At 72.7% G+C, this 22,698-nt stretch carries 14 protein-coding genes and 1 pseudogene; 1 reads left to right on the top strand and 14 read right to left on the bottom strand.

The window, feature by feature from the left end; genetic code table 11:
* Positions 1-81: 81 nt before the first annotated feature.
* The 13 genes from fxsT (OG978_RS27645) to OG978_RS27585 form a co-directional block, all read right to left on the bottom strand.
* A complete protein-coding gene (fxsT, locus tag OG978_RS27645; protein ID WP_326767799.1) occupies positions 82-3,579 on the bottom strand; it encodes an FxSxx-COOH system tetratricopeptide repeat protein in 3,498 nt (1,165 codons plus the stop codon).
* On the bottom strand, positions 3,576-4,916 hold the full coding sequence (locus OG978_RS27640) for a CHAT domain-containing protein (protein ID WP_326767798.1): 1,341 nt from the start codon (positions 4,914-4,916) through the stop codon (positions 3,576-3,578). The genes fxsT (OG978_RS27645) and OG978_RS27640 overlap by 4 nt, the downstream gene beginning before the upstream one ends.
* Positions 4,906-6,750: a hypothetical protein gene (locus OG978_RS27635; RefSeq protein WP_326767797.1), complete on the bottom strand. Its 1,845-nt coding sequence runs from the start codon at positions 6,748-6,750 to the stop codon at positions 4,906-4,908. Before OG978_RS27635 ends, OG978_RS27640 begins: the two co-directional genes overlap by 11 nt.
* A gap of 19 nt (positions 6,751-6,769) precedes the next feature.
* Positions 6,770-7,729 (bottom strand): ATP-binding protein, encoded by a 960-nt coding sequence (locus OG978_RS27630; RefSeq protein WP_326767796.1) that lies wholly within the window; start codon positions 7,727-7,729, stop codon positions 6,770-6,772.
* Entirely contained in the window at positions 7,726-8,139 is a 414-nt protein-coding gene (locus OG978_RS27625) for a CU044_2847 family protein (protein WP_326767795.1), read from the bottom strand. Before OG978_RS27625 ends, OG978_RS27630 begins: the two co-directional genes overlap by 4 nt.
* Before the next feature lie 84 nt (positions 8,140-8,223).
* Positions 8,224-11,217 carry an FxSxx-COOH system tetratricopeptide repeat protein gene (gene fxsT, locus OG978_RS27620; RefSeq protein ID WP_326767794.1) on the bottom strand — a complete coding sequence of 998 codons (2,994 nt, stop codon included), beginning with the start codon at positions 11,215-11,217 and terminating at the stop codon, positions 8,224-8,226.
* An 81-nt stretch (positions 11,218-11,298) separates the two neighbouring features.
* On the bottom strand, positions 11,299-12,708 hold the full coding sequence (locus OG978_RS27615; RefSeq protein WP_326767793.1) for an aKG-HExxH-type peptide beta-hydroxylase: 1,410 nt from the start codon (positions 12,706-12,708) through the stop codon (positions 11,299-11,301).
* Positions 12,705-13,856 (bottom strand): FxsB family cyclophane-forming radical SAM/SPASM peptide maturase, encoded by a 1,152-nt coding sequence (locus OG978_RS27610; RefSeq protein WP_326770183.1) that lies wholly within the window; start codon positions 13,854-13,856, stop codon positions 12,705-12,707. The genes OG978_RS27615 and OG978_RS27610 overlap by 4 nt, the downstream gene beginning before the upstream one ends.
* A 186-nt stretch (positions 13,857-14,042) precedes the next feature.
* Positions 14,043-14,240 carry an FxSxx-COOH cyclophane-containing RiPP peptide gene (gene fxsA / locus OG978_RS27605; protein ID WP_326767792.1) on the bottom strand — a complete coding sequence of 66 codons (198 nt, stop codon included), beginning with the start codon at positions 14,238-14,240 and terminating at the stop codon, positions 14,043-14,045.
* A gap of 207 nt (positions 14,241-14,447) precedes the next feature.
* Complete coding sequence (locus OG978_RS27600) at positions 14,448-17,924, bottom strand: SAV_2336 N-terminal domain-related protein (protein WP_326767791.1); 3,477 nt, start codon at positions 17,922-17,924, stop codon at positions 14,448-14,450.
* 7 nt (positions 17,925-17,931) lie between these two features.
* Positions 17,932-18,963 carry an AAA family ATPase gene (locus OG978_RS27595; protein WP_326767790.1) on the bottom strand — a complete coding sequence of 344 codons (1,032 nt, stop codon included), beginning with the start codon at positions 18,961-18,963 and terminating at the stop codon, positions 17,932-17,934.
* 88 nt (positions 18,964-19,051) lie between these two features.
* Positions 19,052-21,058 carry a VMAP-C domain-containing protein gene (locus tag OG978_RS27590; protein ID WP_326767789.1) on the bottom strand — a complete coding sequence of 669 codons (2,007 nt, stop codon included), beginning with the start codon at positions 21,056-21,058 and terminating at the stop codon, positions 19,052-19,054.
* A gap of 56 nt (positions 21,059-21,114) precedes the next feature.
* Complete coding sequence (locus OG978_RS27585; protein WP_326767788.1) at positions 21,115-21,648, bottom strand: CU044_2847 family protein; 534 nt, start codon at positions 21,646-21,648, stop codon at positions 21,115-21,117.
* Between the two features lie 185 nt (positions 21,649-21,833).
* Here OG978_RS27585 and OG978_RS27580 point away from each other — a divergent pair, with 185 nt between their 5' ends.
* Complete coding sequence (locus tag OG978_RS27580) at positions 21,834-22,016, top strand: DUF6104 family protein (protein WP_003961784.1); 183 nt, start codon at positions 21,834-21,836, stop codon at positions 22,014-22,016.
* Here OG978_RS27580 and OG978_RS27575 read toward each other — a convergent pair.
* Positions 22,017-22,593 (bottom strand): annotated as a pseudogene (locus tag OG978_RS27575) (hypothetical protein).
* Positions 22,594-22,698 lie beyond the last annotated feature (105 nt).

Raw genomic sequence — 22,698 nt, 5'->3', positions numbered from 1 at the left:
CTGTACACAACCCGAAGGGCCCGGCCCCGCGAGCTGATCGCGGGGCCGGGCCCTTCGGCGTACGGGCGGGGCGCAGCCCGTTCAGACGATCTGGGGTTCGAAGTCCCAGAAGTCCAGGCGTTCGACACGTTCCGGGTCCTCCGCCTGCCGGTAGGCCGCGGTGAGCGGGTGGTCCGTTCCCAGCAGGGCCGCCGCCCGCGGGCCGTTCGCCCGGCCCAGCTCGTACGCCTCGTCGGCCCGTCCGCTCCTCATCCGGGCGATCATCGCGTTCAACGTGCATCCGATCGCCCAGGGATGGCCTTCCCCCACCGTCCCGGCCATCAGGGAGCCGGCCCGCTCGATCTCGTGGCTCGCGACGTCCTGCTCCCCCAGCGTCCAGCGCATCAGTCCGAGGTTGCCCTCCGTACCGATGGTGTACGGGTGTTCGTGGCCCAGCATCGACCGGTACCCCGCCACCACCTGCTCGTGCAGCAGCAGCGCCCGGTCCGGGTCTCCCGCCCGCCGCTCCGCGCAGGCCACGCTCGCCGTGATCAGCAGGGTGAGCGGGTGGTGCTCGCCGAGGAGCCGCAGACAGTCCCGCCGCACCCTGGCGAGGGCGGGCCGGGCGGCGGCCGGGTCCCCGGTGAGGTAGCGGCACAGCGCGAGGTTGTGCTGGGCGCGCAGGGTCTGCGGATTGTTGGCGCCGACCGCCGCCAGATGCCTGCGGACCGTCTGTCCCAGGGCCTTCTCGGCTTCGCGGTGGTGCCCGAGCAGCCGAAGGTCGATGGCGCAGTTGAGTTCCGAGTACAGGGTGGCGGGGGCCTGCCCGCCCAGCACGGATCGCCGCAGGGCCAGAGTCCGCCGGTCCTGCTCCAGCGCCTCGCCGTACAGGCCGAGCAGCCGCAGCGACACCGCGAGGTTGTTGTCCGCGTTCAGTGTGCGGTAGTCCTCCTGGCCGAGGGCGGTGAGGTAGCGGTCCCTGATCGAGGCGGAGAGCCCCAGCGCCTCGTCGTAGCGGCCGAGGCCCCGCAGGTCGGCGGCGAGGCCGCCCGCCGCCCGCAGATGCTCCAGGTCCTGTTCGCCGCGTTCGGCCCCGAGGTAGTCGGCGGCCGCCCGCTCGACGCGTTCGCTCGTGCGGTAGTCGCCGAGGGCCCGGAGCAGATTGGCGTAGTGGTGGCCGAGGTCCCAGATCCGGGGGTGGGTCTCGCCGAGCAGGGCCCGCCAGGAGGTCATGGCCGGTCCGGCGAGCCGGACGCCACTGCCGTACTCGCCCGAGAGGTACATGTAGCGCAGGCAGTCGAGGACGAGGTCCTGCACCGCGGTTTCGGTGCTCTCCAGTACCTCCGCCCACTTCAGGTGCGGGGTGATCGCGGCGTACGTGGTCCACATCCGGGCGTCGGAGGGCTGCCCCCGGTCGACGGCGGCCAGTGCGCCACGGGCCGCGTCGGCGTAGGTCGCGCGGTCGGCCGTCGTCAGTTCGCCCCGCACCATGCGGTGGATCATGCGGTGCATGTGGAGAGCCCTGCCCGGCTCTGCCGACCCGGTGATCGGCGGGCCCGTCGCCTCCAGCCTGACGACCGAGTAGCGCAGCAAATGCTGGACCGCCCGGTCGAGCACGTCCGGGTTCGTGAATGCCTCCAGGCCGCCGACGGTGTCCCAGGCGACCCTGTTCAGCAGGTGCAGGGGGATGGAATCGGGTGCGAAGAAGCTGCACAGGCGCAGCAGATCGACGGATTCCGGGACGGTCTCCTTGAGCTTGTTCAGCAGTATCGACCAGGCCGTGCGGAAGGTCAGCGGGAAGTCCATGGAGACCTTGACGACGTCCTGGTCGATGCCGCCCTCGAGGAGTTCGATGTACTCCTCGACGGACATGTCGGAGTCGTTGAGCCAGCCCGCCGTCTGGGCGAGGAGGAGCGGAAGGTCTTCGAGGGCCTCCGCCAGCTGGTCGGCGTCGTTCGGGGTCAGGCGTGGTACGCGACGGCGGATGAAGGCCACGGACTCGTCGCGTTCGTAGACCGGGACCTCGACGAGGCTGCTGTTGTACTCGCCCCATCCCGGGTTGCGGGAGGTGATCAGCACATGCCCGGGGCCGGTCGGCACCAGGTCCCAGATGTGCTCGGGCTCGTCCGCGCCGTCCAGGATCAACAGCCAGTGCGCATACGGTTCGCCGCGGCGCAGCGCGTCCCGCACGGCCCGCAGCCGCTCCCCGTACTCGGCGCCTGTGGACAGGCCGAGTTCGGGGGCGAGTTCGGCGAGTTTCTGGCGGTAGAGGGCGCGGCGGTCGGCGGGCACCCACCACACGACGTCGTACTCCGAGCCGAACCGGTAGACGTACTCCGCCGCCAGTTGGGTCTTGCCCACACCGGACATGCCGTGCAGGGTCACGACCCCGGCACCGGGGTGCGCATCGTGCAATGCCTCGTACGTCGCCGCGAGCAGCTCCTCGCGGCCGGTGAACCGGCGGCTGCGGCGCGGCACTCCGCCCCACACCTCGGGAATGCCGGCCGGATACCGGGGACCCTGCCTGGGCCCGACCGGATCGGGCAGGGGGTCGGTGGGCAGGCCCAGGCGGACGAGGAGCCGCCGCTCGGCCTCGTCGGCGCCGACGTCGGTCAGGTCGGCCGCGCCGAAGGCCGAGGTGGCGCCCGGGAACACCGAGGTCGCGACGCGGACCGCGGCGAAGCGGTCGGGGTCGGGGGCGACGACCTCGCGCAGCGCCCTGTTCCACTCGTCGTGACCGCGCGGACCGAGCTGGAAGTACCAGTCGCTGAGGACTGCCAGAACCTGGCCCCGGGAGAGCGCCAGCTCACCCAGCGACTCCGCCAGCGGAACCTCCGCCGGCGGGTCCCAGCGCTGCTGGACCACCGTCACCCCGCGCCGCTCCAGACGGTCCCCGATCCACGCCGCCCAGGCCCGGTTGAAACCGGCGAAACTGATGGTGATGTGGTCCACCGGGCCGGGCGTGGTGCGCGGGACCGGGGGCGCTTCGGAGGGCACGAGGTCCTCGGCGTCCTCCCCCGGGTCCTCCGTGTCATCGCCGCCGGCCGCCGCCTGTTCCTCCTCCGGCCCGGTCTCCTCGGCCTCTTCCGTCTCCTCCGCTCGGCGTGCCAACCAGAGCGCGTCCGCCGGATCGGTCTCCGGGTCCACGGCGGACGGTCCGTACGGCTCGGAGGCGGGTGGCTGGGCGGGGACGTATCCGACGACCTCAGCGGTCTGTCCCGACTGCGTGATCGTGCAGGGCAGAGCGGCCTTGCGGACCGGCATCCCCCACTGGTTGGTGATGGTGAGCCAGAGTTCGGCGGGCCCGGTGGCCCGGCCCGCCGTGACGACGAACCGGGCCGGGCCGTACGTGCCCCCGTAGCGGTGCAGTACGAGCGCGGGGTCGTCGAGCACCTCGCAGACGAAGTGCCGGCCCCCGTCCAGTGCGACGGTGAAGGTCAGTTCCTCGTCCTGGTACGGCCAGGCCTCCGGGTCCTCCTCGCCCTGCGGCCCGAGCGGACCGCACAGGTCGACGGTGACGAGATAGGCGCATCCCGCCTCGGCCTCACGGGGCCGGCTGACGACGGGTTCGATGAGCAGGGGCGGTCCGTCACCGTTCACCGTGTGCCCCCTTCCCCGCTCGTCGCTCTGCCGGGGCGTGGTCCGCTCAGGCTGAGCGTGCTGAGCGGATGCCCGTAGTACTGGAACATGAGGCTGTACAGCAGACGCAGGACCGGCCTCTGCCCGTCCACGTTCAACCGCCCTTCGTGCCGGGCGCGCGGCAGGTTCGTCAAGGGGCCGAACTCCTCCAGCGCGCGGGCCCGGAAGAGGCGCAGCGAGTCGGCGACCGGCCGCCAGGGTTCGGCTGCCAGGGTGCCGACGAGTTGCCGGATGAGTTCGTGTGCCTCGCTGTCGCCGACCTGTCCGGCCGCGACGACGCAGCCTCCGGCGCCCTTGCGGAGGAAGAGTTCGGTGAATCCCCGCAGGTCCGTCTCCCCCAGCCCGGTGTTGCGGACGAATCTGGCCGAGTGGCAGGCGTTGAGACAGACCATCGAGTGGTCCTTGTCGAGCACCGTCATCGGGCGGTCGTCGTACTCGGCCCAGGTCACCTCGGCGAGGGTGAGCGTGTTGACCCGATCGTCGTAGGTGCCGTGGGCCGCCATGTAGACGAGACCGACGGGATCGGTCGGACATGCGTCGAGTTCGTCGAGGAAGCCGTCGATCGTCACGTGCGGGCGGTGCGCATACCCCTGGAAGACCGCCATGTCGGCCCGCATGTCATGGATGTGCCGTGCTCCGTCGCGGTGCGGGCGGGCCGGGCGCGCGTCGTGGAAGTAGTAGCCGAGCACATCGCCCGCGGCCGACACGGACGCTTCGGGCAGCACCAGGTCGGCGCTGCGGATGGTGAGCCACCGCGTGACCGCGACCAGTGCGCCGAGCAGTCCTTCGTCCAGCCCGTTCGCCGGGTCGGCCGGCAGCCACAACGCCTCCCAGGGGATCTCGTAACCGGTGTCGTCGTGGATGGTGACCTGGAGTTCGTCGCCGTGCGCCGCGCGAGCCCTGTTGATCCAGGCGGCGAGCGGCTGCTGGTTGCGGGACCAGTGCCTGATGTCGCGGAGCAGTTGAGAGGGGGCGGGGCCGTCGCCGAGTGCGTTGCCGAGGCCGATGTCGGTGGGACGCAGCTGGGTCGGGCCGGTGGTGTACGGGAGCGCGGGCACGCCCTCGCACCAGGCGCTCACGCCGAACATCTGGGGGCCGCCCTGGCAGTTGTGGTGCGGAACGACCGTGATCCGGGCGGCGTGCGCCGGGGGCCGGCTGTCGGCGGCGGCCTCCGTGAGCCCGAGCCGTTCGCGCAGTCCCGTGCGCACGCCGACCGGTACGGGGGTCCTGGCCAGTCGCCGGCCCGTCGCCACGGAGTTGTCCAGCAGCCGGCGGAGCCTCGCGGAGTCACCGCCCACGGTCGGCCGCCTCGTGCTCCGGCCTGCCCGCGACCACGCTGCCGTCGAGGGCCTCGGCCAGCAGATGCGGAAGTTCCGGGTACGGCTGTCGTCCCGGGTCGACCACCACGCTGTGCAACCGGGTGCGGTCCATGCCGCTGATCCGGCCCGCCGCGGCGAGCGCGTCGTCGATGCCGGTGCGGCCCACGGCGCCGCGTCCGGCCCGGCCGCGGTGGCTCGCGGCGAGCGGTACGTTGCCGCGTCCGTCGGTCACCACGACCAGCAGCGCTTCCACCAGGCCCGCGCGGTGGTGCTGGAAGGCCCGGCGCAGGGTCTGTTCGGCCAGGTTCAGTCCGTGGGCGAGCGGGGTGGCCCGGCCGGGCGGCCGGTCCAGGGCCGCGGTGATCCGCGGGGATCGGGTGGACAGCGCGGTGAAGAACTCGGCCCGTAACTCGTTCGGTGCCCCGCGTCCGCCCACTTCGACCACGTGTACCGGGGCGCGGGTGACATAGGCCCATTGCAGGAACGGGTCGAGCGCCGCGTGCCAGTCCCAGTCCTCGCGGCAGGTGTGGTCCAGGACGAGGGTGAGCATCCGGACGGGTTCCGGGGCCCGGACGTACCCGCGCAGATCGCGCGGCAGGATCACCAGACGGTCTCTCCGGTCCCGTACCGCCCGGTACTTGGCCGCTTCCATCGCCGTGCGTACGGGCGCCAGGTCCCAGAGGTCCCGGGCGGCGCGTACGCCGACGACGGGGCCGCGTGCGGCCCGGGGGCCGGTGGTGCGCCGGGCCGGGGTGCGCAGGGCCGCGTCCTCCGGCGGCGGTCCGGCGGTGTCTTCCGGATACGGGGTGTCGGTGGTCGGCCAGGGGCCGGCCGCCGGCCCGGACCCGATGTGCTCGGCGGGTCCGGGTTCCAGGACGGGCGTACCGGGCGAGGGAGGTCGGTCGGTGCCGGGCCGGGGTTCGGGGAGGACGCGGGGAGCGCCCCGTGCGGTGTCCACGGCGCCGGGCTCGGGAGGGGGCTCGGCGGACGGGCGCCGGGCGCCGCGCAGGCGGATGAGGCGGGCGGCCGCTTCGGCGTGGTCGGCCGTGATCCGTTCGGCGCCGTCGAGCCGGGCCAGCGCGCGGGCGGTCCGGGCCAGGGCGAGGGGCCTGCGCTGCCCGGTGCCGTCCTGGTCGTCGAGGAGTTCCAGTACCCGGGACGCGAAGTCGGCGGCGGGGTGGAGGGGCGGTCGGGGGGCGGTGGAGCGGGCCCGGTCCAGGGCCGGGGCCCAGGCGGCCGGGAGCGGACCGAGCGGGGCGTCGCCCTGCCGGACGCACAGCTCCGGGACGGTGAGGCGGAGCGGGAAGCGGTCCAGGAGGTGCGGGGAGACGCGCTCGACGTCCTCCGTGCGGCAGACGGCCAGCCAGCGGGCTCCAGGCCGCCACCGGCGTCGCAGCCCGGCGTGTTCGACAGTGGCGGCATCGGCGCCGAGGAGCTGTACGGCAGCCCGTTTCCCCGGCAGGCTGAGCCTGGCGAGGTCGGGGACGACGACGAGAGAGGGGCCGGGCACGGGTTCGGTGAGCGGTCCGGGGTCCAGGGCGAAGTCGATGCCGTTCGGGCCGCGGCTCACCCGGGGCCGTAACCACAGGTCCTCGTCGGTGGTGGCGGCGGTGAGGGTGGTACGGGGAACGGGCGTGCCGGTGGGCCCGGCGAGCAGCCGGTCGAACACGCCGGCGACGGTGGCAAGGTGCGCGTCGGGAAGGTCGAACAGCAGCACCCCGGACAGTTTCGGCTCGACGGCGGCGCAGACCAGTGCGGTGAGCAGCCGCCGGGGAAGTTCGTCGGCGTCCGCGGCGGGCACGGGCCTTGGCACGGATACGGGCATCGGCGCCTCAGCCGAAGAGGGCGCTGACGCGGTCGTTCTCGTCCGGTCCCCAGGTGACGGCGGCGCCGTGGGCGGAGTCCGGCCTGCGATGGCGCAGGGCGAGGGGCAGCACACGGCGGACGTGGTCCGGTTCGACCTGCCGGTACCCGTCCCGTGCGGCCAGCGCACGGGCGGTCTTCGCCACCAGGAGATCGCCGCGCTGCCCGACCGCGCCCATCAGTTCCGCCGCCTCGGCGCAGAGCCGGCTCACGCTGTCGTCGAGCCGGACGTCCTTCAGCCGGTCCCTCGCCGCCAGGAGCGCGGTACGCAGAGTGTCGTTCTCGTCCTGTGCGGCGCGTAACCAGGCGGAGTCCTCGGCCTCCGCCTCTTCCTCGAAGGTCAGCACGGTGGTGATCATCCGTTGGCGGTCCGCCAGGTCCAGCTCGGCGGCCGTCACCATCAGCCCGAAGCGGTCGAGCAGTTGGGCCCGCAGGCTGCCCTCCTCGGGGTTCATGGTGCCGACGAGCCCGAAGGACAGCTGCCTGGCCATGTCGATGCCCTCGCGCTGGACGGAGAGCACACCGGTGGAGACGACGTCCAGGATGATGTTGACGAGATGGTCGTCCAGCAGGTTGACCTCGTCGATGTACAACAGCCCTTTTCTGTCCGCCTCTTCGAGCAGGCCGGGCTGGGGCTTCGCCACGCCCCGCATCAGCGAGTCCAGTTCCCAGCCTCCGACGACCCGGTCGTCGGTCGCGTTGATCGGCAGCGTGACGGGCAGTTCGCCGCCGGACATCAGCGCGAAGGCACGGACGACGGTGGACTTGGCGGTGCCACGCTGCCCGGCGATCAGCACGCCGCCGATCCTCGGGGAGATGAAGTTGAGTTCCAGGGCCAGCTTGAGTTCGTCCTGCCCGACGATCCGGCTGTACGGGAGAATCGACACCCGGGCCGCCGGGTCGGCGGACCTGGCGGGTGACTCGCTCATGAGGGTGTCGCCGCGGTGGTGGCCTGCCCCTCGTTGCCGGGTTGCCAGCGGAAGGTGACCTGGATCTGCGCCTCGGCACCGGCCTTCACCACGGCCGCCATGCCGGCCTCGAAGGTGATCCCGACCTGGAGTTCGATCTCGTCGGGCCGCATCCCCTCACCGAGGTCCCCGAGCCTGCGCATCGCCTGGGTGGCGCAACGTCGCGCCAGATCGAGTCCGTCGCCGTACAGATCACGGGCGCCGCTCAGGGCACGCCGGGCGGCGTCCGCGCCGCCCCTGGTCTCCCCGGAGCTGTAGAAGGACTCGTCCTCCCCGGTCGACGCCGGTTCCGCCGCGAAGGCCTCGGCATCCACGACGACCGGGATCGGGTCGCCCTCCCCCGGTTCCGTGGACCCGACGATGACCGTCATCCGCTCCCCCGTTGCATCGCAACTGACGTGTCCCGAAAGGATACTGACGGTCATTCATTTATTGAGACGCTTTCCTGAAACGAATCAGATCATCTGCGGCTCGAAGTCCCAGTACGGACGGTTGCGGGAGCGGGCCGACACCGTGTGGACGTGCTGGGCGCCCAGCGTCGCGACCAGATCGCCCAATGCCTCCCGCTCGATCTTCTCCGCGCGCTCGCGGTCACGGATGCCGCGCAGGTCCGCGGCGTGCGCGATCCGGGCGGAGAGGGTCAGCGGATGGGTCCGGCCGAGGACCTCGGTGGCCCTGGTGATGACCGCGTCCGTCAGCGCGGCCGCGGATTCGGGGTCACCCACCAGATTGCGCAGGGCCGAGGCGTTCACCGCGCAGCCCAGGGTCCAGGGGTGGTGCTCGCCCACGGCTCGCGTCATGTCAGCGAGTGCCTCCTCCAACAGGGCGTGCGCATGGTCGCGTTCACCCACGTTGCGGAGGATCAGGGCGTGGTTGGCCCGGGTTCCCGCCACGTACGGGTGTTCCTCGCCGAGCATGTCCACATAGCCGTCGACCACCTTCTCGCTTATGGCCCTGGCCTGGTCGATGTCGGCGTGCTCACGGGCGAAGAAGCTCTGGCTGGCCGCGAACATCATCGTCAGCGGGTCGTTCTCGCCGAGCACCCGCTCGCTTCGTTCGAGAACCCGGGTGAACAACGTCGCGGCCTTGGCACGCTCCCCCGAGCGGTACTGGCACAGCGCGAGGTTGTGCTCGGCACGCAGGGTCTGCGGGTTGTCAGGCGTCATGACCAGCCGATGCACCCGGACGCTCTGGTTCTGGAGCGAGAAGGCGTCGCTGTAGCGGCCGAGCAGACGCAGGTCGGTGGCGTAGTTGATCTCGGAGTAGAGCGTCCAGCCGTGTCGTGGCCGCAGCAGCTGGCGGCGGGCCTCCAGAGTGCGGCGGTTGAGTTCGAGTGCTTCCTCGTACCGTCCCAGCAGGCGCAACGACGTACCCAGGTTGTTCTGCGCATTGAGCGTGCGCGAATCCTGGTCGCCCAGCAGTTCGCGGTATGCCGCGAGGATCCAGGTCGACATCTCCAGTGCCTCGTCGTACCGACCGAGGCCCCGCAGGTCGGCGGCGAGGCCGCCGGCGGCGCGCAGGTGTTCCAGGTCCTGTGCGCCGCGCTCGGCACGGAGGTGGTCGACGGCGGCGCGTTCGATGGCTTCCGTGCCGGCGTAGTTGCCGACGGCCCGCAGCAGGTTCGCGTAGTTGTAGCTGAGGTCCCAGACCCTGGGGTGGTCCTCGCCGAGGAGCTCCCGCCAGGCCTTCATGGCGCGTTCGCCCAGCTTGATGCCGGCCCGGTACTCGCCGGAGAGGTACATGTAGCGCAGGCAGTTGAGCACCAGCGTGTGCACGGCCGGGTCGGTGCTCCGGAGTACGTCGGCCCACTTCAGGTGCGGGGTGATCTCGGCGTAGGCGGGCCACAGCCGGGTGTCGGTGGGGCGGCCGGGGTCCGCGGCGGCGAGGGCCCTGCGGACCACGTCGATGAACTCGTGGCGGTCGCGTTCCGGCATGTCCTTGCCGACGATCTGGTGGACCATGCGGTGCATGTAGAGCGATTCGCCGGACGAGGCCTCCTCGCCGGCCACCTCGTGGGACTCCAGGCGGACCACGGAGTACTGACGGAGCTGGCCGATCGCCTTGTTCCACAGCAGCGGGTCGTTCATCAGGCCGGAGAGCTGTTCCGGCAGTTCGCCGGGGGGCATTTCCCTCAGCAGCCGCACGGGGATGGAGCCGGGTGCGAAGAAGCTGCACAGCCGCAGCAGGTCGACGGATTCCGGGACGGTCTCCTTGAGCTTGTTCAGCAGTATCGACCAGGCGGTCTGGAAGGCGAGCGGGAAGTCGGCGGAGACCTTGACGACGTCCTGGTCGATGCCGCCTTCGAGGAGTTCGATGTACTCCTCGACGGACATGTCGGAGTCGTTGAGCCAGCCCGCCGTCTGGTCGAGGAGGAGCGGGAGGTCTTCGAGGGCCTCGGCCAGCTGGTCGGCGTCGTTCGGGGTCAGGCGTGGTGCGCGGCGGCGGATGAAGGCGACGGACTCGTCGCGTTCGTAGACCGGGACCTCGACGAGGTTGCTGTTGTGTTCGCTCCACTCCGGGTTGCGGGAGGTGATCAGCACATGCCCGGGGCCGGTCGGCACCAGGTCCCAGATGTGCTCGGGCTCGTCCGCGCCGTCCAGGACGAGGAGCCAGTGGGAGTGCGGTTCGCCGCGGCGCAGTGCGTCCCGGACCGCGCGCAGCCGTTCGCCGTACTCGGCGCCTGTGGACAGGCCGAGTTCGGGGGCGAGTTCGGCGAGTTTCTGGCGGTAGAGGGCGCGGCGGTCGGCGGGCACCCACCACACGACGTCGTACTCGGAGCCGAACCGGTAGACGTACTCCGCGGCCAGCTGGGTCTTGCCCACGCCGGACATGCCGTGCAGGGCCACCACCCCGGCACCGGGGCCGGCGTCCTGGAGGGCCTGGTACGCCTTGCTGAGCAGCTCCTCGCGGCCGGTGAACCGGGTGTTGCGGCGCGGTACGCCGCCCCACACCTCGGGGGTGTCGGCCGGATACCGGGGCCCCGGCCTGGCCTCGACGGGCTCGGGCAGGGGGTCGGTGGGCAGGCCCAGGCGGACGAGGAGCCGCCGCTCGGCCTCGTCGGCGCCGACATTGGTCAGGTCGGCCGCGCCGAAGGCCGAGGTGGCGCCGGGCAGCGCGGATGTGGTGACGCAGACGGCGGTGAAGCGGTCGGGGTCGGGGGCGACGACCTCGCGCAGCGCCCTGTTCCACTCGTCGTGGCTGCGCGGGCCGAGCTGGAAGTACCAGTCGCTGAGGATCACCAGGACGCGGCCCCGGGAGAGCGTCAGATCGCGCAGCGACTCCGCCAGCGGAACCTCCACCGGGGGGTCCCAGCGCTGCGGGACGACCGTCACTCCGCGCCGCTCCAGACGGTCCCCGATCCACGTCGCCCAGGCCCGGTTGAAACCGGCGAAACTGATGGTGACGGTTTGCGCCCCGGTTGCTCCAACTTGCCTATGCGTTCCGGGCATTCAACCGTCTCCCTGCCTCGATTCGAGCCTTGTCAACATACACCGGAGCCTGGTCGTTCCGGCGGACAATCCCGGGGGTTCTCACGGCCTGTGCTGGCCGTTCCTCTGCTGCCATATCACCTTCGTGGTGGCCACGTATGCCTCCGCACGCGCGAGGTGCCCCGTAGGAGGCGGGCAATCGTCCAGATGGTGGTAGAGCGTGATCATCTCGTTGACCAGCACCCGGCCCTCGCGAGTCAGTGCCGCCGATCCGGCCAGCACGGGCAGTACCGCTCCGACCTGTTCGCGGCAGCGGGCGTGCTCGGCCCAGGCCAGGTCGCGGTGGGTGACGCGCCGCGCGGAGAGCGCGAACCGCTGCCAGTAGTCGGCGAGCGCGATGTGCGAGTAGGCGCCCTGGAGGAGACCGTCGAAGGGGCGGGGGTCGGAGCGCCACGGTGCGAAGTGGCGTGCTTCCGGGCCCTCGTGGTGCAGGGGTACGAGGGCGGCGAGCGCGGCGAGTTTGGTGTGCTGGAGTTCGTGGACGAGGGTGGAGGCGAAGTAGGCGGGGGTGGCCGGTTTGCTGCTGAGGACGGCGCCGAACGCCTCGCGCCTGGTGCCGCTGCAATGTGCCGCGCTCTCGCCGGTGGGCCCGGAGCCGGGCGGCGGGCCGAGCGGGACGAGGCAGCGCAGCAGGACCGTCGCCTCGGTGAGGCGGTGTTCGCCGCCGATGCGGAGCAGTGGCGCCACACCGGCCCAGGACTCGGCCCACGCCTTGCGTTCGTGGTCGTCGATATGGGTGGCGGCGCTCAGCCCGTGCCGCTGGAGTCCGCTGCCGTCGGTGCGGTACGGGTCGACGTCGTCCAGGGGCACGGGTCCGATGCCGGACTGTACGGCGGGCAGGGCGAGCACCGGCAGCCAGCGCGGGTCTGCCGAGCCGGTCGTGCCGTCCGGCTGCGTGTGTGCCGATATGGATTCACAACCGCTCTCACGCATCGTCAGTTCGCCGTCGGAGAAGGCGATGTCGACCGGGCCGGATACTTCGGATGCCGTGCGCAGGGCGCCCAGGGTGGGCAGGGACAGGAGCCCGCCGTGCGCGGTGAGCCGGGTCGTGAACGGGATTCCGGCACGGATCGCGGCCGCGGCGGCCAGGGCGCTCAAGTGGTCGAGGTCGGCCCGGAGTTCGGGTCCGGGGCCGGTGGCGGGTCCGGGGCCGGAGAGGCCGCGCAGGCAGCGCTGCGCCCACGGGCCGGTGAGGGGGTGGAGCAGGACGGTGCGTACGGCAGTCCGGTCGGCGCGCTCGGCCGTCTCCAGCAGCGCCCAGTCCTGGCGCAGGCGGTCGAGCGCCCGGGGCGGGCAGACCGCCGCGGGGGCCGCCTCGGCCGCGTCGAGCAGGGCCCGCAGCAGCAGGAGCCTGCGGGTGTCCTGATCGCGTACGAGGACGCGGAGGGTGTCGGCGTCGCCCTCGGTGCGGCCGAGCCGGCGCAGCATGTGGTCCGGGAGTGGGGGGATCATCGGCGTTCTCCTGCGGTTGCGTCGGACAGCCGGGCGGCGACATGGCGTACCAGCCGTTCGAGGTCGGCGCAGTAGACGGACGGGTTGGCGAAGCCGTTCTCTGCGCGGTAGCGGTGTGCGTAGTGACCGCCCCCGCAGACGGTCAGCAGGGGGCAGGCTCGGCAGCCTGCGGCGAGTGCGTCGGCGCCTGCCCGGCGGGCGGCGACGCCGGGGTGGCGCAGGGCGTCGTCGAAGGTGTGGCGGAAGACGTCGAGCCCGGTGGCGGCGGCCGTGTCGTAGGCGGACTTGAGGGAGTCGACCTGTTCGATCGCCCCGTCCGTCTCGATCACGATCGCGTTGACGGGGTCGAGGCCGAGGGACTCGGTGGCGCCGGGCAGGCCCAGCAGCAGGGCGATGCACTCCTCGAAGAGCCGCACCCGGGTCTCCCGCCGTCCGGTGCGCCACCAGCGGTCGAAGACAGTGGTGAGCCAGTCGCCGTACGGGGTCGGGCGGCCGGGGCCGGTACGCGGCAGTCCCGGTGGCGGGTTCGTCCAGTTGCCGTGCGGCAGCAGCAGGTCCAGGGCCGGGGGGCGCAGTTCGAGCAGCGACTCGTACATCTCGATGGGGTCGGTGTCCGGGTCGACGACGGTGAGAATGCCCGCGTACGCATCGGGGTGCCGGTCGGCGAGGAGCCGGGCGCCGCGCGAGGCGGCGGGCCAGGAGGGGCGTCCGGCGTGGTCGGTGCGCCGGCTGTTGTGGGCGGGCCGGCCGCCGTCGAGGCTGATGCCGATGCGTATGCCGTGCCGCGCGAGGGTGGCGATGCGGGTCTCGGTGAGGAGGGTGGCGTTGGTCTGGACGGTGGTGTGGACGGTGCAGCCGTCGGGCGTCAGGTCGCGTACCCGGTCGGCGAAGGCGGCCAGCCGGCCGGCGCCCGCGAGAAGGGGTTCGCCGCCGTGCAGGACGAGCGCGACGTCCCGCAGTCCGTGGGTGGCCGCGTGTTCGGCGATACGGTGCGCGGTGCGGTCGAGGACGGCGGGCGCGGCGGCGGCCGGACGGTCGCGCCAGGTGTGGTCGGGGCCCTCGTAGAGGTAGCAGTAGTGGCAGGCGAGGTTGCAGCGGCCGTGCACCTTGACGATGAACTGCCCGAAGGAGAACGGAAGCCGGCCGATTTCGGCACCCGGGCGCGGTTTCGGCGTCGCCTGTCGAGACACTCCCGCACCCCCGCGCCGTTCACATCCGCCGGTACGGTCCCCGTTGCCGCCCCGAGGCGAGTATCCCTGGCCTGCCGTACGGGCAAACGTGTCCCTCACCACGATGTCCTGTTCAACCGTGCCCCGGACCGAAATCGTGCGGCCTCAAAAGGCGTTGGTGAACCCCCACAGCATCTCCCGCGGCTGCTCGGCCCGCCCGCGCAGATCCGCCACCACCTCGGCGAGCACCGGATGGTCCAGCGTCCGCAGCGACTCCAGATCGAGCCCCAGCAGGTCCGGCAGCGCGTCCGGTCCGCCGGACACGCTGCCGTCCGGTATGCCCTGGTGTGCTGTCTCGCTCATCGTTCCTCCCCGTAACACCGCATCGTGCTCGCGGTGGCGTGCTCGCCCTTGAGCGCACCCCGTCGAACCCGCGTCCCTGACCTGTGTACCGGCACGGGCCCCGCCCGCGCCGACCGCCCCTGTACGGATGCCCCGCACGACCGGGCCTACGCCTGGTGAAGCACTCACCGGCCGCACCGCACCGCCGAGCGCTCTCCGTCGAGCGGCTCAGCGTTCCAGTTCCGCCAGCCGCTCGGCGGTCGACTCGCCCGCCGCGCCGCCGCCGTCCGGCAGTTTGCGCCATTCCCGATGGGCCGCCCGGTACGCCTCGCGAGCGGCCCGGGGGCGACCCGCCCTCTCGTACGTCATACCCCGCCAGTGATTGGCTGTAGCACTCAACTCGACGGCCTGTCCGAGCTGTTGCGGACTGTCCAGCTCCGCCTCTGCCCGGCCGGCCGCCTCGGCCGCGTCCCGGAACGCCTCGGCCGCCTCGTCGAGCCGGGCCGGACGCTCCAGCACCCGGGAGGCGTCGAGGTGGGACCGGCCCAGCTCCAGCCAGCAGCGCGCCTCGGTCAGCGGGTCGGCCGCCTCCTGGGCCGCGAGGCCGAAGAGGTGCTCGGCCTCCCTGAGATCGACCCGGTCCTCGGTGGCCCGGTGCCGGAGCATCAGCGCCCGGCCCAGCATCAGCAGCCGTCCGGCCTGGCGGGCGCTCCCCGCCGCCGTTTCCGTACGGCAGTCGCGCAGCACCCGGATCGCGGCGCCGATGTGCGGGCGCCCGTCCGGCAGTTGGGCCCGGCGCAGCAGGGTGCCGCCCCATTCGGCGAGCAGGTCGGCATGGGCCCGCGAGTCGCGCGGTACTCCTCGGGCGGCGCGGGCGAACCAGTCGGCGGCGGCGACGAGTTCGTCCGGCTCACCGGTGTGCTCGTACCGTGCGACCCGGACCCGGCCGGCCCTGATCCGGAGCGAGGCCAGCAGCCGCTGATCGCCTACGGTCGCCAGGGCCTGCTCGATCAGGGTCGCGGCCTCGTCCGGTTCCTCGCCGGAGCCGAGCAGGGCGTCCACCAGGTCCAGCAGGATGCGCACCTCGGTGCCCAAGGTATGCCGGCCGCCGCCCTGTTCGAACGCGGTGCGCAGGGAGCGTGCGGCTTGGCCCGCGTACACCCGGGACTGTTCGGTGTCGGCGGTGGCCCCGGCCAGCTTCAGCAGGGTCCGGCCGTGCGCCAGGGGCAGGGTGGTGGGCCGGTTCTCCTGGTCGGGCCAGACGTCGGCGAACGCCTCCAGCATCCCGCACGCGGCCTGGAGCAGGGCGGTGTCGCCGTCGAGCCGCCACTGCGCCTCCAGGGCCCGGACCCGTTCCAGCGCCAGCCGGAGGGCTTCGGCGGGCGCCAGGCCGGGGGCCGAGCAGGCGGCCGTGTACTCGCGGTCGGCGCGGCGCAGCAGTTCCAGCGCGCCGCGCCGGTCGCCGCGCCGCCGCCGGTCGTCGGCCGCGGCGTGCAACACCTTGGCCAGTACGGCCCGTTCATGTACCGGCGCGGGGTCTGCGGCGGCGCGTTCGGCGGCGTACTCGGCCTCGCGGAGCAGTTCGGCGTCGCCCTGGACCTCCCACAGCCGCAGCACGCAGCGGGAGTACTCCGCCCACAGTCCGGGGTCGGCGCCCGGCTGCACCTCGCGCTCGGCGGCGCCTCGCAGCAGCTGCACGGCGTCGATGAGGTACTGCACCATGCCGTCGGACTCGAACTGCCGCAGGAGGGCGCGGGCGCTCTCCACCGCCGCGTTCGGGGTCTGGACGGGGCTCCGGTGGCCGCCCCGTCCGGTCTGCATCACGAACTGCTCGGGCAGGGGCATGAAACGCTCCAGTACGCGGACCGCGACCTCGGCGAAGGGATGGGGGACGCGCGACCCGCCGCTTGCGTCGCTCTCCCCGTTCTCGCCACCCTCTTCGCTCTCCCCGTCGGGCGCGCCGTTCTCCATGGGGCCCGTGCCGAGGACGGCCGACGGCGACACATGTCTGCGTTCGCCGAGCTGGGCGAAGGCCAGGGCCGGGAAGTTCGGCCCGCCCTTCCCGAACCGCTGCTCGATGTACTGCGAACAGTGCTTGAGCACCAGCAGCGCCTCGTCGCGGCCCAGCGGGCCGAGCAGCGCCTCCCGGACGCCGGGCACGAATTCGTACCACTGGCCGTCGTGCGCACCGCCGTCCTCGTGCGCACCGCCGCTGTCCTCGTACGCACCACCGTCGTCGTACGCACCGCGGTCCTCGCCCCTGATCCGGGTCAGCAGCCCGCTCAGCAGCACCTCGGCGAGTTCGGAGGGGCCCGAGTGGGGCAGCATCGTGCGCTGCACCAGCTGCATCACCGGCAGATGCAGCGGGGCCGCCGCGAGGTAGACGGCCAGCTGCCCGGCGGCCGGTGAGGCCGCCGAACGGAAGCGGCTGACCAGCTGGAGCGAGGAGAGTCCGCCGCCCGGGCGCTGCGCGGCCGCCGCCGGCTGGTCGGCCCGCACCCAGCCGACCGCGCCGGAGATCTGTCCGGAGCCGGTGCCGGAGAGCAGTCTCGCCCAGGCCGCCAGCGCCCCTTCGACCGGCGGGAGAACGGGCACGGCGAGGGCCCCCGGGTGCACGGCGGGGCCCGTACCCGGCTGCTCCACGACCTTGAGCACGGCGGCCCCGCCGGGTCCGTCGGCCCGGGACAGCGAACCGTAGGTCACCGGCAGCCTGGTCCGGTTCCACATCCGCTGCGGCAGCGGCTGGAGCACGGCGGCCGGGGCCTGTGCGGCCAGCTGGTGCAGCAGCCGGTGGGCCCGTCCGCTGTGCCAGAGCGGACCGGCGCAGTCGCTGACCAGGACGGTGACGCGGCGGCCGGTCGGATCGCTCAGCCGGTCCGCGGAGTTCAGTGGCGCCGCGGCCGGGTCGGGGCTGCGGCTCACCGCGGCCGCGCCGTCGGGCCCCTGGTGCAGATAGCGCACCTGGACATCCCGGAAGGCACCCAACTGGCCGAATATCTGCTGGAGTTCGCCGAACATCCGGTCCCACACCAGCATCGAGGACGAGGCGTCCATGACGCATTGCAGGACCGCCTCGCCCCGGGACACGCCACGGAACACCGGCATGATCAACCCGCCCGCGCGGGCGCTCAGTTCGGCGGTCGCCGTCTCGTCCAGGGTGCTGCGCAGCGGTGGCGAGGGCGGCTGGTAGCGCTGCAACGGCCGTAAGGCCCGCTGGAGTTCGAGGGCCGCGGGAAGCGCCGGGGCGGCGGGCACGCCGAAGGTGAGTGCGGTCGTGCGCCTCTCCCCGGCGGCACCCGGGCCCACCCCGGACGGGCCACCGGAACGAGCGCGGCCCGAGGGGCCGGTGCGCGGTACGGGGTAGAGGGTGATCCGCTGGTCCGCGTCCCCCGGGTCCGCCCGCGGCACGGGCTCGTCGCCCGGCACGTCGCGCGCGGGTCCCACGGCATCGGGCTCGGGGACGGCGGGCCGCCCGTCCACCCGCTCCGGGGGGAGGCGAACGGGCGGTACGTGCCCCGGCACCTCGTCCTCGGCCGCTGGTGCGTCCGGGTGGCGGGCCCAGCGGGCCAGCCAGAGCGCGTCGCGGAGCTGCTCGACGTCGGGGTCGAGCCCGGCCTCGCGCAGCCGTGCCACGAAGGCGGGATAGAGCCCTGCGTCGTCGGCGCCACGCTCATCGAAGGAGCCCTCGGGCCCCGCGCCCGCCATCAGCACATCACCTCGGCCGGTCGAGTCGCTGGATGAGCAGGTCGGCGAGGCGGTCGCGGCCGGCCGGGGCGGCGGCGTCGGTGAGGTAGATCGCGTTCAGCAGCTGGTCCGTGGCGAGCAGTTCACTGCGGGACCGCTCCAGGAAGTGGGCGATGAGGTCGTCCCCGGCGCGCGCCGCCTCGTCGCCGAGATGGGCGCGTACGAAGGTCGCGAGACGCTGGTGGTCGGGGCGCCCGAGCTCCAGATGGATGCAGCGGCGCATCAGGGGCGCCGGGAAGTCCCGCTCCCCGTTGCTGGTGAGCACCACGAACGGGAAGGACGTGCACTGCACGCGGCCGCCCCGCACCTTCACCTTGTTGCCGTCGTCGTCGAGGACCTCCGCCTCGCCGTCGGGCAGCCGGTCGGCGATCCGCTCCAGCTCGGGAATGCCGAACTCGCCCTCCTCCAACACGTTGAGCAGGTCGTTCGGCAGATCGATGTCGCTCTTGTCGAGCTCGTCGATGAGCAGCACCCGGGGCCGGTCCGAGGGAAGCAGCGCGGTGCCGAGCGGTCCGAGCCGGATGTAGCTGCCCACGCCGTCGGCGGCCTCGGCGCCGCCCGCGCCGGCCGCGGCGCTGTGCGCGGCGATCTGCACGTCCTGGAGCCGGGCGATCGCGTCGTAGTGGTAGAGCCCGTCCAGCAGCGTCGTCCGGCTCACGATCGGCCAGCGCAGGACCCGTCCGAGCCCGAGCTCATGGGCGACCGAGTGGGCCAGCGTGCTCTTTCCGGCGCCGGGGGTGCCGGTGACCAGCAGCGGACGCCGCAAATAGAGCGCGGCGTTGATCATTTCGAGCTCTTCGGCGCCCGGCCGGTGGAGTTCGGCGATGTGCCGGTGGCCGCCGAGGCGCCGGTCGGCCGAACCGTCCCCGTCCGGCGCCTCGGGGGCCGGGGCGCCGCGGCTCGCGAAGTCGCGCCAGGGCGGCGGCGGAGGCAACTGCTCGATGCCTTCGTGCGGTTCGCCGGCCCCTCGGTAGATGAGCCACTCGCTGGGTTCACTCATAACGTGTTCCTCGTCATCACTCGTCCGCCAGGGGCAGCAGTCGAACGTGGTTCACCGTAGCCATCCGGGACACCCCCCGTAAGAGGATTCACGGTGCCTGCAACAACGGGCCGGGCGGCGGCAGTTGCGGACCGCCGTAGACCAGGGCGATCCCATCCGACCAGAACATGTCGGTACGGCCCTCGCGCACCCCTTTTCTCAGCTCATGGATCTTCTGCGGAAGCCGGGCGGCCACGCCCGCCCCGTCGACCGTGTCGACGACACGGAGGTGGAACTCCGTGCAGGCCGCGGTCCGTTCGCCCCTCGGGCGCCGCCACAGGACCACGTCGAACCCGCTGTCGAGTACCCGCGCGAACCCCGCGATGCTCCGGGCGTCGGTCCGGCCGCCGTACCGGCAGAGCACCGGGACGGTCTCGTACGCCAGTCCGCGCAGCTCCGCCGTCACGGGCACGGGTACCCGCATACCGTCGTCGCAGTCGAGGACCGCGGCCCGCATCGGGCCGGTGTGGATGCGGTTCCAGCGCGCTTCGCGCTCGCGGACGACGTCGTCGGACAGGGCGGGGCGCTCGTCCGAGCAGCGGATGACCACCGGCCGCTGGACTCCGAGCGGCCGGCTGTCCGCGGGCAGCTGCCACTTCTCGACCTCCAGGTCGAACAGCGGCGGTTCCACCACCACCTGAAGGATGGCGGGGCTGTCCGGTTCGTCGCACATCCGGAACGCCTTCCCGAGGGCGGCGGCGAGCCTGGCCGGCAGTTCGTCGGCCCTGGTTCCCTGGTAGTTCTCGGTCACGGGCAGATCGTCGGCGGAAAGGCGGGCGACGACCCGCCAGTCGTAGTGGTCCGGCTGCCAGGCACGGGGCTCCAGATACAGCAGGACGTACGAGGGGGACCTCGGCGGCCGGACCGGTTCGCCGGCCGGCTCGGGGGTCCGCAGGTGTTCGGGGCCCCGGTCGTACCGGCCCTGGTACCGGAGCTGGGCCATCTCTCGGCGGAACGGCCGCCGGAGCCGGTCCTCCGCGGTCTCCTTCACCCAGTCCCACAGGGCGTCCTCGGCGAGCTTGGTGGACGGCACCACGTAGGGGCGCTCGGCGGCGATGGCGCTCATGCAGTAGCGCAGGATCCGCTCCAGCGCCTCGTCGCCCTCGCGTGCGTCGTACAGGACGCCCAGCCCGTCGCGCCAGCCGCGGGGGGCCGGGACGCCGACGGTCCGGTATCCGTACCCCAGGCCACCGAGGATGTCGAGAAGGCTGCGGGTACTGACCGGGGGCGGTAGCTTGGCGAGTCGCCCCAGCAGGTCGACGCGCTGCTGCGGGGTGAGCGCCGGGCCGGCCACGGAGCCCAGGTCCCGCTGGACGTCCGCCCAGGTCTCCTCGTCGTCGACGGGGTTGTTGTGCCGGTCGGCGTGGTAGCGGTCGTGGGCGTGGAACACGGCCTGGTACGGGTCGTCGGACTCGGCCGTGGCCGCCCGGACCGGCACGGGCAGCGTGCGCAGCCGCTCCACACCGATCGCCGTACCGCCGTTCGTATCGGTGGCGCGTGACTTGAGTACGCCGACGACCTCGCCCCGGGCCAGGTCGACGACGGGGCCGCCGGACATGCCCGCGTACAGCTGGCTCGCCTCGATCAGCACCTGTTCGTCGCCGTCGGCCCAGTCGTCGACAGTGCCCACCACCCGGCACTCCCGGCCGAGCCGCTTGAGCGATCCCGCGCCGCCGTCCGCCCAGCCCGCGAAGTAGTACGCGCCGCGGTTCATGCCCGTGGAACGCTCGCTGAGGTACACACAGGGGTGTTCGACCGGACGCAGCAGTTGGATGAGGGCGAGGTCGGGGGCCGGCCAGCCGCCCGTGCCGGGCCGTTCCTCGGGCAGGGCCGCCACGACCGTGCCCTCGACCCTGACGGCGTCGCCGCCGCGTGCGGTCTTGTACACCACGTTCACCTGACGCCCCCTCCCCTCCATCGCGACGTGCGCGCACGTGAGGACCCAGCTCGGGGCGATGAAGAATCCGCTCCCCAGGAAGTCGCCGTCGGATCCTTCAGGGGCATACCCGGGCTCCGGACGATGGATGCGCACCGTCGCGTCCTTCACGAGGCTCATCAGCGCGGATTCCGCGCCGTTCGGCCTCTGCCACGCGCCCCCGCCCGGCGGCTGCGTCACGATCCGCTGCCGTCGTCCGGCCCGGTGCCGCTCGCGTGCGCCGATGCGCCGGTGGGTGCCCCGGCGGAAGAAACGGAAGGAGAAACGGAGGGAGGAGTGGAGGGGGAAGCGGAGGGGGTGGCCCGCTGCCCCGACGCCTGCGCGGGCACCGGTGCGGGCGGCGGATCGACGGGCGGCCCGCCGCCGCTCCACGTCAGCGTGACCTTGATGGACCCCTTGGCCTCGCCGTCCGCGAGGAGCCCGACGACCTTGCCGGACTTCGCGGTGAGTTCGATGCCGAATTCGACGCTTACCTCGTCGGGCCGTACGGACCGCAGCGGCTCGGCGAGCGAACGCGCGACGCTGGTCACGACGCCCTGCAGGCTCTCGACCCGGGCCTGCACCCGATCCGCGAGGTTCCCCGCGCCGATGTCCGTGAACGACGGGCCCGATCCGGGTTGCGCCAGCTCCTCGGCACCGGAGATCCGCGCCCAGACCTCCGTACCGTCGGGCATCTCAATGCGCGTAATACGGGCGTCACTGTCACCCATGAAACCCCCCGTTCCCCAACTACCCGCAGGTTAACGGCAGTACGCGTCCGATGCGAGGTACATGGACCAGGACGCAGGGGTGGTGCGGGCCGGTTCTCGGCGGGGTCGCGCGGCCGCCGGGAGCCGCGGCCCGGGGACCCGCTCCCGGCCTTCGTGGGGCTGCCACCAGGCATTAGGCTTGCCGCATGTACTTCACCGACCGCGGTATCGAGGAGCTGGAGAAGCGGCGAGGCGAGGAAGAGGTCACTTTCGAGTGGCTCGCCGAGCAGCTCCGTACGTTCGTCGATCTCAATCCCGACTTCGAGGTGCCGGTCGAGCGCCTCGCGACCTGGCTGGCCCGCCTCGACGACGAGGACGAGGACGAGTAGTCAGTCGCGCCCGTACCCGTACCCGGGCCCTTCGGCGCCCCTCATCCGGTCGTGGGCGAGCCCGAGCGCCCCGTGCGCCAGCGGCAGCGTCCCCGCGAGCGCCCATCCGCCGCCGCGGCGGCGGAGCCCCCAGGTCCTGGGGCCGCACATCCAGGGGCCGAGGCGGCTGCTCCCGACCGCGTCGAGTTCCACCCTCACGGCCTCGCGCCAGCCGGTCCAGGCGACCGGTTCCGCTTCGGGCCGGCCGTCGGCCGCCGCGTACAGCCGGTCGCCGGGCGTGTCCGGGTCCAGGCCCTGTCGTCAAACTGCCGTCGCCGCGCGGCGTCTGGGCCGGGCGGGACGATGAGCCCGATCCGGGTCAGGACGGCGAGCAGCCCGCGCAGCCGGATGCGCGCGCCGGCATCCGGGTCCGGGCGGGTCAGCCCTCCGGCACGAGGACGGACCAGCCGTCCCCGGCGGGGGCGAGCAGCAGATGGGCCACCGGCCGTACGGTCTCCGGTTCGGCACGGCACAGCAGCAGCGCCCCCGCGGGGGATGTCGCGGTCACGCCCCACACGCTAGGGCAATTTGCCCACATTTGGCGCACTTTGATCACCCACCGACACCGTGTGACGCGCCTTGACTTCCCCGATCCGCGATATATCGTGTCCATCAAGAGACGCGATATGTTGCGTCATTCCGT

It is taken from the genome of Streptomyces sp. NBC_01591 (genome assembly GCF_035918155.1).
GTDB lineage: Bacteria > Actinomycetota > Actinomycetes > Streptomycetales > Streptomycetaceae > Streptomyces.
Note: the sequence above shows the minus strand (reverse complement) of the source record. Positions and strands in the feature narration are given on the sequence as shown.